15 protein-coding genes are annotated in these 12,327 nt (G+C 31.7%); 8 read left to right on the forward strand and 7 right to left on the reverse strand.

The genetic code is table 11. The features are described 5' to 3' along the window. Positions 1 to 29 precede the first annotated feature (29 nt). Complete coding sequence (gene dltX, locus AB1282_RS17965) at positions 30 to 185, reverse strand: teichoic acid D-Ala incorporation-associated protein DltX (protein WP_082459304.1); 156 nt, start codon at positions 183 to 185, stop codon at positions 30 to 32. 384 nt (positions 186 to 569) lie between these two features. Between dltX and AB1282_RS17970 the strand changes: the two genes are divergently transcribed. Next, positions 570 to 1,732 (forward strand): IS3 family transposase gene (locus AB1282_RS17970; RefSeq protein ID WP_429898917.1). Its coding sequence is split into 2 segments (ribosomal slippage): positions 570 to 828 and positions 828 to 1,732, totalling 1,164 coding nucleotides; the frame shifts between segments, so codons are not numbered across the junction. Positions 1,733 to 1,871: 139 nt separating this feature from the next. Here the strand turns inward: AB1282_RS17970 and AB1282_RS17975 are convergent. Then, positions 1,872 to 2,528 carry a phosphatase PAP2 family protein gene (locus AB1282_RS17975; protein WP_056465560.1) on the reverse strand — a complete coding sequence of 219 codons (657 nt, stop codon included), beginning with the start codon at positions 2,526 to 2,528 and terminating at the stop codon, positions 1,872 to 1,874. 144 nt (positions 2,529 to 2,672) lie between these two features. Then, entirely contained in the window at positions 2,673 to 3,887 is a 1,215-nt protein-coding gene (locus tag AB1282_RS17980) for a VTT domain-containing protein (RefSeq protein ID WP_429899696.1), read from the reverse strand. 614 nt (positions 3,888 to 4,501) lie between these two features. On the opposite strand from AB1282_RS17980, the gene AB1282_RS17985 reads away from it, so the two are divergent. From AB1282_RS17985 to AB1282_RS17995, 3 genes are all read left to right on the forward strand, one after another. Further along, a complete protein-coding gene (locus AB1282_RS17985; RefSeq protein WP_429899697.1) occupies positions 4,502 to 5,524 on the forward strand; it encodes an ROK family protein in 1,023 nt (340 codons plus the stop codon). Positions 5,525 to 5,607: 83 nt separating this feature from the next. Next, the gene (locus AB1282_RS17990; RefSeq protein ID WP_056465564.1) at positions 5,608 to 5,988 is read left to right on the forward strand and encodes a VOC family protein; all 381 of its coding nucleotides are present in this window, start codon (positions 5,608 to 5,610) and stop codon (positions 5,986 to 5,988) included. Positions 5,989 to 6,102: 114 nt separating this feature from the next. Next, the gene (locus AB1282_RS17995) at positions 6,103 to 7,344 is read left to right on the forward strand and encodes an MFS transporter (protein ID WP_429899698.1); all 1,242 of its coding nucleotides are present in this window, start codon (positions 6,103 to 6,105) and stop codon (positions 7,342 to 7,344) included. A gap of 145 nt (positions 7,345 to 7,489) precedes the next feature. Here the strand turns inward: AB1282_RS17995 and AB1282_RS18000 are convergent, their stop codons facing one another. Beyond that, the gene (locus AB1282_RS18000; protein ID WP_429899699.1) at positions 7,490 to 8,320 is read right to left on the reverse strand and encodes an SDR family oxidoreductase; all 831 of its coding nucleotides are present in this window, start codon (positions 8,318 to 8,320) and stop codon (positions 7,490 to 7,492) included. 101 nt (positions 8,321 to 8,421) lie between these two features. Here AB1282_RS18000 and AB1282_RS18005 point away from each other — a divergent pair, with 101 nt between their 5' ends. Further along, positions 8,422 to 8,643 carry a MerR family transcriptional regulator gene (locus tag AB1282_RS18005; protein ID WP_429899700.1) on the forward strand — a complete coding sequence of 74 codons (222 nt, stop codon included), beginning with the start codon at positions 8,422 to 8,424 and terminating at the stop codon, positions 8,641 to 8,643. Positions 8,644 to 8,996: 353 nt separating this feature from the next. Here the strand turns inward: AB1282_RS18005 and AB1282_RS18010 are convergent, their stop codons facing one another. Then, positions 8,997 to 9,197 carry a cold-shock protein gene (locus AB1282_RS18010; RefSeq protein WP_056465570.1) on the reverse strand — a complete coding sequence of 67 codons (201 nt, stop codon included), beginning with the start codon at positions 9,195 to 9,197 and terminating at the stop codon, positions 8,997 to 8,999. A gap of 280 nt (positions 9,198 to 9,477) precedes the next feature. On the opposite strand from AB1282_RS18010, the gene AB1282_RS18015 reads away from it, so the two are divergent. After that, positions 9,478 to 9,945 carry a CarD family transcriptional regulator gene (locus AB1282_RS18015; protein WP_056465572.1) on the forward strand — a complete coding sequence of 156 codons (468 nt, stop codon included), beginning with the start codon at positions 9,478 to 9,480 and terminating at the stop codon, positions 9,943 to 9,945. A gap of 239 nt (positions 9,946 to 10,184) precedes the next feature. Here AB1282_RS18015 and AB1282_RS18020 read toward each other — a convergent pair whose 3' ends face one another. Both AB1282_RS18020 and AB1282_RS18025 read right to left on the reverse strand, forming a co-directional pair. After that, positions 10,185 to 10,397: a hypothetical protein gene (locus tag AB1282_RS18020; RefSeq protein ID WP_056465573.1), complete on the reverse strand. Its 213-nt coding sequence runs from the start codon at positions 10,395 to 10,397 to the stop codon at positions 10,185 to 10,187. 336 nt (positions 10,398 to 10,733) lie between these two features. Further along, positions 10,734 to 10,934, reverse strand: coding sequence for a cold-shock protein (locus AB1282_RS18025; protein ID WP_025568372.1), 201 nt, complete (start codon positions 10,932 to 10,934; stop codon positions 10,734 to 10,736). Positions 10,935 to 11,235: 301 nt separating this feature from the next. On the opposite strand from AB1282_RS18025, the gene AB1282_RS18030 reads away from it, so the two are divergent. Next, positions 11,236 to 11,586: a DUF1259 domain-containing protein gene (locus AB1282_RS18030; RefSeq protein ID WP_429899701.1), complete on the forward strand. Its 351-nt coding sequence runs from the start codon at positions 11,236 to 11,238 to the stop codon at positions 11,584 to 11,586. A gap of 259 nt (positions 11,587 to 11,845) precedes the next feature. Further along, positions 11,846 to 12,322, forward strand: a complete 477-nt coding sequence (locus tag AB1282_RS18035) for a MarR family transcriptional regulator (protein WP_082459305.1) — start codon at positions 11,846 to 11,848, stop codon at positions 12,320 to 12,322. Positions 12,323 to 12,327 lie beyond the last annotated feature (5 nt).

Consider the following 12,327-nt stretch of genomic DNA (forward strand, 5'->3'; position numbering starts at 1 on the left):
AATACCTCTATAAATATTAGTTAATAAGATTAAAATTCATTATAAATAAATGTTGATGAGCCAGAGGAATTACAAATGTAAAAATATATTAGCAATATGATGATCATTAAATAATAACTAGTTTTTAAAAACCATTGAAAAATCATTGCATTTTTATAAACTAGATTTGTTTTCTTTTCTTTCATAGTTAATTCTCCCTTTAATTTCTAAGTTTAAAATTGAATGTTTAAATTGTTTATAAGTACTGAAATGTATAGCATTGCTATATAATAGCACAGTAAAAAAGCAAAAAAGATTATATTTTTTTAATCAATTTCACTATAATTTAATGATTGGCTATAAAATTCATTATTGTTTTTTTTTAGGCATTTTTTTATATGTATAAGTGTTTAATAATTAAATTATTCTAATGAAATTTATAGTGAATATTCATAATAGAATCTGCGAAATTTAATTTATGAAATAGAAAAAAGAGAGAGTAACGGTGATATTATCCCCTTCAGGTAGACAGTAAAAAAAGAGAACATGATATGATGTTCTTAACTGTTTAACTGAGAGGGGATTTTTTTATGGCTAAAAAAGGACAAACATTTTCAACTTATTCTGAAGAAGTAAAGCGAGAAGTCGTTCGTTTGAAAGTGGATGAAGGATGGTCATATCGTATGCTTCGTGAAAAGTTTGGAATTAAAAGTGATTCCCAAATAGCTCAGTGGGTACGTAAGGTTAAAAATGGGGAAACCTTTGATGATCAGCGTGGAATATGGAGTAAAAAAAACTTTACTAGTATTGAAGAAGAAGTTAATTACCTGAAAGCGCAGGTAGAATACTTAAAAAAGCGCAATCCAAATCTTCACGGAAAGGAATGGTCTTAAAGGCGGCACGTTTTGAGATAATTAATCAACTTCGAAATTTTCATCCTTTAAAGTGGTTACTAAAAATAGGTGAAGTATCAAAAGCTGGCTTCTATAAGTGGCGAAAAAGTCTTTCTAAACGCTCGGTTAAAGTGGATGAAGAATTATTATTAAAAGAGCATATCTTAGCTATTTATAAAATACACCCTTATTTTGGGTATAAACGAATGACAAAAGCCTTAAAACGAGAAGGCATTCTAGTCAATCATAAACGAGTACGACGCATGATGAGAAATTTAGGAATTCGTTCAGTTATTCGAAAAAAGCGTCCTTTCTATGGTAAACGTGGTTCGGTCGTTTTTCCAAATATCCTTAACCGCAAATTTTCTGCAGAAAAGCCATACCAAAAGCTAGTAACAGATATTACTTATGTGCGAACTGGGGATACATTTGTCTATTTATCAACAGTTTTAGACCTTTATAATAATGAAATTGTAGCCTGGAAACTTTCAGAAAGAAATGACCTAGAATTAGTGTTGAACACTCTCGATCAATTGGAAAACAAGCCCTTCACAAAAGATGCATTAATCCATTCAGATCAAGGTTTTCAGTACACATCACCAGCTTATAAGAAGCAAGTTACAGAGAAAATAAAGATTCAAGGAAGTCATTCTAGGAAAGGTAACTGTTACGATAATGCCTGTATCGAAAGCTTCTTTTCTCATTTAAAAACGGAAAAGTTGTATTTAGTGAACCCGAAAAGCAAGCCAGAAGCAGCAAAGGCAATTCACGAATATATTTATTTTTACAACAATGATCGATTCCAAGAAAAATTAAACGACCTTTCCCCGATAGAATATCGTGAAAAGGTCGCAGCTTAATATACTCTTTTTTTCATTGTCTACTTGACAGGGTTATGTGCACGGGACTCTCTCTTTTTCGTTTGGATAATGAAAGGATTCCATCATCAATCCGAACAAATTTAAAATTCTTTTTTTTACAAAATAAGTAATAAAACCTTCAAGCGCATTGTTTTCGTTCATACTGCTTTTCTTTATAACGCTGATAATACCAGATAGCAGTACTAATCCAAAATCCTCCAATAAAGTAACCAGCAATTACATCGCTTGGAAAATGAACACCTAAATAAATTCTGCTTATGCCAATTAAAAGAACCATTATTAAACTTATCATTATTAATAGAGAACGCCCAAATTTTGTCCGAATATTTCTCCACAATATAAATGCTAAGATTCCATAAACTGTCATAGCGTTAGTTGCATGCCCACTCGGAAAACTATATCCACTTATTTCAATTAAACGGTGTAAATCAGGTCTCGCCCTATGAAAGAAGAGTTTTAATAAAAAACAAAGAATATTTGAGCCAATAAGAGCAGCAATAAATAATATTAATTCAGAACGGTGATCTAAAACTTTATAAAGAAAATATAGAATACTAATAGAAAGTACAATAATAAATACGCTTGAACCTAAAAAAGTTATCAATTTCATAAAAGATGTCATGAAGGGTGATTCAAGTCCTTGTATAAAGTTAATAACCGTGCTATCAAAATGATATATACTATGATTGCTCACTAGTAATGCCATGAGTCCGAAACCAAAAAGAGACAAAAGACTAATTAAAAAAGCAATCCACAAAAAATACTTTAAATTCATTTAAAAATACCTCAAATTTACAAAGTTGTTTTTGGACCTTGCTAACTAACATTTAAATCATATTCTTTAAGAGTTAAGATACTACCTTTTCCATTCCGTTTCACTTATATGTCATAATTTTACTTTTTCATTGATTTTAAATAGCTACATGGTAGGTTTGTTTGGAAATGTCTTATATTGTTGTATGAGACGAAGTATTTCAAGTAGTAATAAGTTTAAAAATAACCATGCTGCTCCATATGTGTATCCTGCTATAATGTCACTTGGAATTTGAATTGAGAAATATATATTTGCTACTCCAATTAATAATAAAAGAAATAAAACTAGAATTGGAGTGATCAATTTGATTCGAGTAAAGAGATCGTTTTTTAAATGGCGTATCAATACAAAAACAAAATAACCATAGACGACAATTGACATAAAAGATTGTTCATTTGGAAACTCAAAATGTAATAAAGAGCCTGCATTAGGTTTTAAATAATGAAATACATCCGTAATTATTTCTTTGAATATCACACCACCAACAATCGATGTTATAAAAAATAAGAATTCCAAAATTAAATTTCTCTTATTAACAAATAGTAAAATTAAAGAAACCATTGAAATAATAAGCAAAATTAAAGGTATTTGAAGAACAAGTAATCTCTTCATTATGAAACTCCAGTTGTCTCCAAAGAGTTCGTTTATGATATATATACTAACTTCATTTAACTCTTTAAACTCATTGTGTAAATATTGTTCACTCAATCCTAAAGTAAAAATAAGCATACTTAAAAACAAAACAGCAAGGCAAATAATAAAAATTTTAATTCTATTTAATGATAAAAAAAAACGAGTTGAAAATGAAGTTATATTATTATTTAAAAAGTATTTTAAAGATGTTTTGTATCTCCTTAACAAGAATAAAATTACAATAAAACTTAAAAGACCAACTATTCCTATTCCAAGGTATTTACTTGCAGAATGATGAAATTTCTGCCACTGAGGACCAAGAACCTTACCAAGAGTGACAAAGGTAATAGACCAAAGAAACGCACCAATATATGCATTTCGTGCAAATATTTTATAAGGTAAGCGGGAAATCCCACTAAAATACCCAGTAAAATGGCGAATTCCAGGTATAAAAAAAGCAAATACCAAGAGTTTATTACCATACTGATCAAACCATTTTGCCGTTTTATTATATCGATCGGGACCAAAGTGTATATATTTTCCGTACTTTAGAATAAGATTATAACCGAATCGATTACCAATTAAATAAGATACAGTAATTCCAATAATAGCCCCTAATGTTGCCAAGAAAATAGTAATTATATAACTCATTTTACCTTGGTATATTAGATACCCCGAATAACTCATAGTGATTTCTCCTGAAATAGGTAAAGCAATAAGTTCAAGGAGATTCACTGAAAATAACAAAAGATAACGATGGTGTTTTATTAATGTAAGGAGTATGGACAAAGTATTTTTCCTTTCTAATTACTTTAGTATTTATTTAAATTCGTTGCTATATAGAAGTTCTTGATTATTAGAAACTATACAAATATTAGAAATGAAAACTATAATAAAAATCAATTCAGTGATAAAAAATCTATTTTGACCTTATATTGTAAGAAAAATAATACCAAATCGAATTAAATTTAACATTTGTTTCGTTTTGATATTGGCTGATACAATTATTTTGTATTATTCCCTGATAGAAGGAATCTAATTTAGAGTAAGACATTTAGTACAAAAAACATTCTGAAATTAAAATATAAATGTTATTTATGTACCAATTCTTTTATTTTCATAGGTTTTATGGATAATACTTTGGATTATTGATTTATATGGGGATAAATATTTATTAAGTTGGAAATGAAGGGGCGAATGATTACAAATCATTTTCAATTGTTTTAATCAAGTGTATATGGTAAATTAAGGTCATCAACTTATTAAAGCTGTTTAATAAGTTTTTTAAGGCGGTGAATTTAGTGAATGAATTTTTAGCAACTCCAAGCAATATGAAGAAAATGGTTCTTCGTGGTATTCGTACAACGCTCTTAAAATTAGGTAGTGCAACTAAAGTTGAATTAAGTCAAAGACTAGAAATTAGTTTTCCGACAATTAGTAAGTTTCTAACAGAAATGGAAAAAGAAGGAGAAGTTCTTTTAGTCGGATTAGATCATTCTAGTGGTGGTAGAAGGGCAAAAAGATACTCTTACAATCCTGAACATATGCTAGGTTTAGTAATATTTTTAGAGGGAACTGAAACGAACTATATCATTTTTAATTGTGTTGGTGAAGTAAAGGAACAAGGCAAAGCACCAAGTGCATTAATAGATAATAGTTTGCATTTTTTAACGATGACCATTGAAAAGATCATAACTAAAAATCCAAAAATCAGTTCAATGTCGATTGGAGTACCAGCGGCGGTTGATAATGGAAAAATCTTTTATATCCCAGGATACGAACAGTTTCAAAACATTAATTTAAAAGAATATTATGAAGAACAGTTTTCGATTCCTGTCATAGTAGAGAACGATATGAATGCAGCTGTTTTAGGTTTTCACAATAATAGAGGAATAAAAGATAAACAATCCCTTGTTTATTTGTATTCAGGTCAAAATGGTCCGGGTGCGGGAATTATGGTAAACGGTGATGTTGTAAGAGGAAGTACATTTTTCTCAGGTGAGGTTTCATTCGTACCTCAATATGATGAAAGAAATTTTGGGCAGGCATTAGAAAATAGAAGAGGACTTAAAAACCTAATAATAAGTGGGGACTATGAAATTGATGCAATCAGCAGATTAGTCGCCTCATTTATAGCGATCATTAATCCTCATATCATCATTTTTTGTAAAGATGAAGTTGAAAACGAAATATTAGATAAAATTAGAATTGCTAGCTCAAATTATATTCCGTCCGAACATCTTCCTTTGCTTACGACGAGTGATTGGAAACAAGATTATTTATTTGGATTACAAAGTCTTTGTCTTAAACTTATGATTGATTGAATATTTAAAAGGTAGTCATATAAGGTGGTGAGTCTCGTTTAAGACTAATATTTAAAAAAAATAATATTGGGGAGTTAAAATAAATGAAAATTGAACATGTCGCTATATGGGTTAAGGATTTGGAAGGGATGAGAGAGTTTTATGAAACTTTTTTTAATTGTAAGTCTAACAATAAATATCAAAATAGCGAAAAGAAATTTGAATCTTATTTTCTTACCTTTGAATCTGGCGCACGATTAGAAATTATGCGTAAAGAGGGAATTGTTAAGACTAATCCCGGTGATCAAATTGGTTGGGCTCATATTGCAATCTCCTTAGGAAGTGAAGACGCTGTCAAACAGATGAGTACCAAAATTAAAAATAGTGGTTATTCCCTCGTTAATGGTCCTCGTTTGACTGGTGATGGGTACTATGAGAGTGTTATAAAAGACCCTGAAGGAAACTTGATTGAGTTGACTGTATAATTAATACTAATAGGTAAGTGATTCGATACTTATTAAACAGGTTTAATAAGTTTGTCTTACTATACTTTTTAAACACATTTAAAAAGTTTTGAAACTAAAAATAGGAGGTCAAGTATGCACTATTCATTAACTAGCCGTCAAATTCAACTATGGCGGGTCGCCATTTATTTCATTTTTGCACTGACCGGATTTGCATTCGCATCATGGGTATCTCGTACACCTGCAATTAGGGATGCACTAGGATCTACAACAGCAGAGATGGGTGTAATCATATTTGGGCTTTCCGTAGGATCAATAATCGGACTGATAAGTGCTAGTATGCTTATTGCTCAAAGGGGCGGACGTTTTGTGATGGTTTTTGGGCTATCTGTGGTTTCTATTGGACTTCTAATTGTTGGAATCAGTGGTTCATGGCTCACAAATAGCACTGTGGTATTTTTAGGGCTTGTCATTTTTGGTTTTGGGCAAGGAATATGTGATGTAGCGATGAATGTAGAGGGAACCGCAGTTGAGAGAGCAGCAAAAAAGTCACTCTTAACCGGTTTTCATGCAGCGTTCAGTTTGGGTACGCTTCTTGGAGCATTGGTTGGTTCGACAATGACTAAGTTGGGAATCTCTGTACCTATTCACTTGTCACTTACAGCCTTGGTTATCGTTGTGACTGTTTTGTCTTTTTACCGTTTCATACCTGCTGACACAGGTAAAGAAGTTGCTAGTGACGCTGTTAAAGTAAATAGAATGAGGGAATATATGGCTGTATGGAAAGAGCGACGCACAATCATGATTGGTATCATTGTTCTTGGAATGGCTTTCGTTGAAGGATCAGCAAATGACTGGTTACCACTTATTATGGTTGATGGCTATCATGTTGCACCAGCTATGGGTTCCATTGCATATGGGATATTTGTCGGTTCAATGACTATTGGACGTGCAATAGGAGATAAAATATTAGACCGTTTCGGTAGAGTGATTATTTTGCGTTCATCCGCACTTTTGGCTTTTGTAGGACTGATTATTGTTATATTGAGCCAAAGTTTTGAGATAGCAACTATTGGTATTGTATTTTGGGGACTTGGAGCAGCATTTGGTTTTCCAGTCGGACTTTCCGCTGCAGGAGACGATCCAAACAGAGTAGCTGCAAGAGTAAGTGCAGTATCCACGGCCGGTTATCTAGCATTCCTAGTAGGACCACCATTTTTAGGAATTATCGGTGAACATATAGGGTTACTTCGTGCTCTAATTTTCGTACTTATTGCTGTATCAATCTCTGGACTGCTTTCAAAAGCTGCGAAACCTATAGGAAAACAAAATAATTTGGAAATGGAATCGAACATATCTAATTCCGTAAAACTGTAGTTTGAAAATATTGATCCGGCAGTCTGAACATAATTAATATAACAACGAATAGAGGATAATCATTTATCGATATCCTCTATTTCATTTATTGGATTAAGAAATATTTTTTTCAACTTAATCTCTAAGAACCCAAAATTTCACCCAATCATTTTTTGAAATAGTGACCCATTTCAAGATCCGAAATCAAACTTGCCTGTGCTGGGTGCCATCCTAATAGTTCTTGAGTCTGTACGCTTGACCTTGGGATGTCTTGCGAAGCGATGTTACCTAGAAAACCAAAGTGCTCGAATGCTTTTTCTTGAGAAATGCTAACAATAGGCAGATTAAGTTGCTTACCGATGACACTTGCTATGTCACGAAATGGCACTGCTTCATCTGCAACTCCATTTAGATATGAACCAGCGGGAGCTTTTTCCAAAGCAAGGCGATATAGTTTTGCGGCGTCGAGTCGGTGTATAGCCGTCCAGCAGTTAGTACCTTCATCGATATAAGCAGAAAAACCTTTATCACGTGCAATTTTTATAAGTCCTGGAACAAAGCCCTTATCACCAGGTCCGTGCACTGATGGAGCAAGCGACACAACTGAACTTCGAACCCCATGGTTCCCCAGTGCAATCACTGCGTTATCAGATGCTGTTCCGTTGTAGTGAGCCGTGGTCACAAATGGCTTACCAGTTCCTTCCAAAGCTCTACCAATCGTCTCTATGACGTTTAAATCGGTTTTTAATGAGTTCGCAAAATCAGAGAAATCATTATTAAACGCTAGATGGATTACACCGTCAGCAGCCTTGGCACCATTATAAATGCTCTCAAGGTCGTTAAGATCTCCTGGATGTACTAAAGCCCCGGCTTCTCTTAGTTTGGCAGCACCACTGTCTGAACGAGTAAGCCCGACGACATTATGACCTATATTAATGAGTTCTTGTACCACTGCAGTACCGATGTATCCTGTTGCTCCTGTCACAAATACTCGCATAATTATATCCTCCTAAAACTGTTTTGTTGTATAGTTGCTTGAACAAATGTAGTATAAACTATAGAGTTGACTCTAAGGCAAGGCGTTTTAGGAGGAATTTTTTGAAGATAAATGAGTTAGCGAAAAAAATGGGTTTATCAGTTCACACTATTCGGTTTTATGAAAAAGAAGGCTTGTTGGACAGTCGTCATGTTCAAAGAGAGGAAAATAACTATCGTAACTATTCAGACGAAGCGGTTAAACGCCTGAAACTCATCAAAAAATTTCAGGGTATAGGATGTTCATTAATTGAACTAAAAGAAATCTTAGAGGACAAAGATTAAAATACACGATCTAATCAACAGGTAATTGAATGGATTTCTCAAAAAATTATTGAAATCGAACGAATGAGAAATGAATATGATCAAATGCTTGTTACGCTTAATATCATGTTAGAATACAGGAAGACATTAGATAATGATTTAAAAAATGAATAAACTTATTAGTTTACGAACGATTTTCTTTTAGTAGAAATTTGTATATCCATTTTTTATAGGCTATAATACTTTAAACCATTTCTTTACCTGAGTTCCACGTTTAAATTTCCCCCTATTCTTAAATGAATAGGGGGTTTTTATTTTTATTAGATAAAAAAAGTCAGATTCTATTATTAGAATCCGACTTTTTAATTTTTTAATTATGCTTTTTTAACGTTAGTTGCTTGTGGTCCGCGTTGTCCTTGTTCTACATCAAATGTAACTGCTTGACCTTCATCTAATGATTTAAATCCGTCAGTTTGAATTGCTGAGAAGTGAACGAATACATCATCACCATTTTCACGCTCGATGAATCCAAAACCTTTTTCTGCATTAAACCATTTTACTTTACCATGTTCCATTTTTGTTTCCTCCTAGTGCGCTTTACACACGTTGTAATAATTCAATCTTAACATTAAATGTAAAGATAATCAAATTCAACTATATATTGGTGAAATTACATATTTTTTATGATCAATTATTACTTAATTCTTAGTTTTTAATTTAAAAATAAAAACACTAACTAAAAAAACAATTACTTATTGACATGTCTTATTTATTACTGGTAAAATATTTATTTTGACAAAAAAACAATAAATGTTATGCTTATATAGGTTCATAATTTAAATGGGGGTGTAGATAATGTTTGAGGTTGGTGATAACATCTTTTATCCAATGCAAGGAGCAGGTATAATTGAATCTATTCAAGAAAAAGAAGTACAAGGTGAAATACAGCAGTATTTTATTATAAGATTACTAATTAAAAAGATGGAAGTAATGATTCCAATTTCTAAAATGAGTAATTCAAGAATTCGAATGGTCGTTGATTCAAATACACTCGACAATATATTAATTAATTTTCATAATGGAGAATCTGATCGTTCTCTATCATACAAACAAAGATTTAAGCTAAATACTGAGAAAATGAAAACAGGTAATATTGAAGATGGCGCAGAAGTAGTACGTGATTTAATGCGTATAGATAAAGAAAAATCTCTTAATTCAAGTGAAAAACAAATGTTAGGTAACGCAAGTAAAATTTTTATAAGCGAACTTGAATTAGTTAAAGGGATATCAGAAAGTCAAGCCAAAGAACTAATATTCGGGTAATAAATCTTTAACTCAACTTACAAAGGAAATTACAGTATTTCAAATTTTCAAATCGTGTATGAAACGAAACCCCTTATACAAAACATTAGCCCCGTTCAATTTATGCTAGTGTTCCTACTTTTAAATTCCATTTAGAATATAATGTTGCTAATTTAAAAATTAATCCATTATATATTGAATAACTTATTTCGAGTATCTATTTCATATTTAACTTGGTCAACGTAAAAAAAACATCCAATTTATTTGGATGCATATTTAAGAATTCCGCTTAAAAAGAGTGAATCTTCTAACTGTGTGCACTCTTTTAGTTTGATTAATCCATCTAGTTCTAGATCCTTAGCTAGTTTTTCAATCATATTTGTATCATTTTCCAATGAATTTTTAATGTCGATTATAAAGAAATTTCCTCTTGTTGCAAGTCGAAGGTTCTTTAATAGATTTTCCTTACTCATTTTCACATCTCCCTTCTAAAATTATATAATTCGACAGAGAAGAGGTCTTATCCTGTAAATTCAATTAAGTAACAAATTTATCTTCAGAGTATAACATTAATAATTCATATACTCGTTCAATAGACAAAAACGCATAGTATTGTGAATAATATTAACTTAATAAAGGGTATAAAATGAATGTTGTGTATTCATTTTTTATAGGCTATAATACTTTAAACCATTTCTTTACCCGAGCTCCACGTTTAAAATACCCCCTATTCTTTAATGAATAGGGGGTATTTATTTTTAACAGATAAAAAAAAGCCAGATTCTACAAATAGAATCCGACTTTTTTAATTATGCTTTTTTAACGTTAGTTGCTTGTGGTCCGCGTTGTCCTTGTTCTACATCAAATGTAACAGCTTGACCTTCGTCTAATGATTTGAATCCTTCAGATTGAATTGCTGAGAAATGAACGAATACATCATCACCATTTTCACGCTCGATGAATCCAAAACCTTTTTCTGCATTAAACCATTTTACTTTACCATGTTCCATTCTTGTTTCCTCCTTATGTGCTTGAACACATTTAATGTTTATATAATAACAATTTAAAGTTAGATAATCAAATTGTCTTGCAAAAAAAACAGGACTTTTCACTTATTTAATTGGAAATTAAAGGATTTTCTTTAATTTTTTATTAGAAAACGTTGGACATTAATAGCTATTAACGATGATTAATTAAGGTTGAAAATAGGCACTCGCCCTTCATTTTCTTCATATGATACTCAGTAAAAAATAATAAGTATGAAGAGAGTGATGGATGATGAATATGTCAACATGCCAATGACTTGCGTAAATGATTGGTGGAGAAGTTGTTCAAGCAACACCTGTATGCGTTATTATGCGTCTTCGCGATATTAATGCAACTATTTTAGGGCGTTGGACTCGTTCTCCTTTAGCACTTCCATTCATGTTATCTTTTGAAGATAATGGTTTAAACCTTGGCGAATCTGTAATCCGTCAAAAAGAAATTAATCCATTAATGACAGCTTTACGAAAAAGAGGAATAATCGTGACAGCAGTTCATAACCATTGGTTGCTTGATAAACCACGTTTAATGTATATGCATTGGGAGAATGTTAATTTGGATCCGGTTGAATTTACAAGAGTTAGTTTTGAGGCAGCAAAGGAAGCAGGTCTTTTTTAAACATACTTACTTGAAATTGAGTGACTAAAATTGCATAGTTTAAAAAACAATAAATCAAATAAAAAAGCAAATGGACATCTCACTTCTGATCCGTTTGCTTTTTTTATTTCTTATTAAGTTAAATCAAAGTAACTGAATAATTTAGGAAATGCAGTAGAAAGTATCCTATTGTATTTTTTATTAATAATTTTTAATTGTACAAATGAACAATAAAGTTTTATGATTAGTTTACAATGTAAACAGTTTACAAAGTAAACTAATGGATCGAGGTGATATGGTGTCAGATTTACAACAAGCAATTGATTTAACAAATTCGTTTGTTTCAATTGCGCGCCAGCTGAAAAAAATAAGCTTACAAACCGCAACTAAACTTGGTCTCACATTCCAACAATTAATTATCCTAAATTCAATTCGAAATAACGAAGGACTAACACAAAAAGAACTAACTGAACGCTTAAGAACTGCTAAAAGCAGAGTTAGCCTTAGTATTGATGAGTTAGAGAAAAAACATTATGTAAAAAGAGAGACGTCAGCTAATGATCGTCGCGAAACTCAATTGTTTTTAACACTCGATGGTGAACGATTATGTCAACGCTATCGTGAAGAATCAGAAGCTTATAAGAGTTTAGCAAATTCACTGGAACAATTTTCACAGGATGAGCTTAATATACTTATAGACATGCAAAAAAAAATTTTAACTGATTTATCAAATGAACAAACTAATTGTTCGAAATAAGGAGG

The organism is Gottfriedia sp. S16(2024), from assembly GCF_050473765.1.
Lineage (GTDB): Bacteria > Bacillota > Bacilli > Bacillales > Bacillaceae_G > Gottfriedia.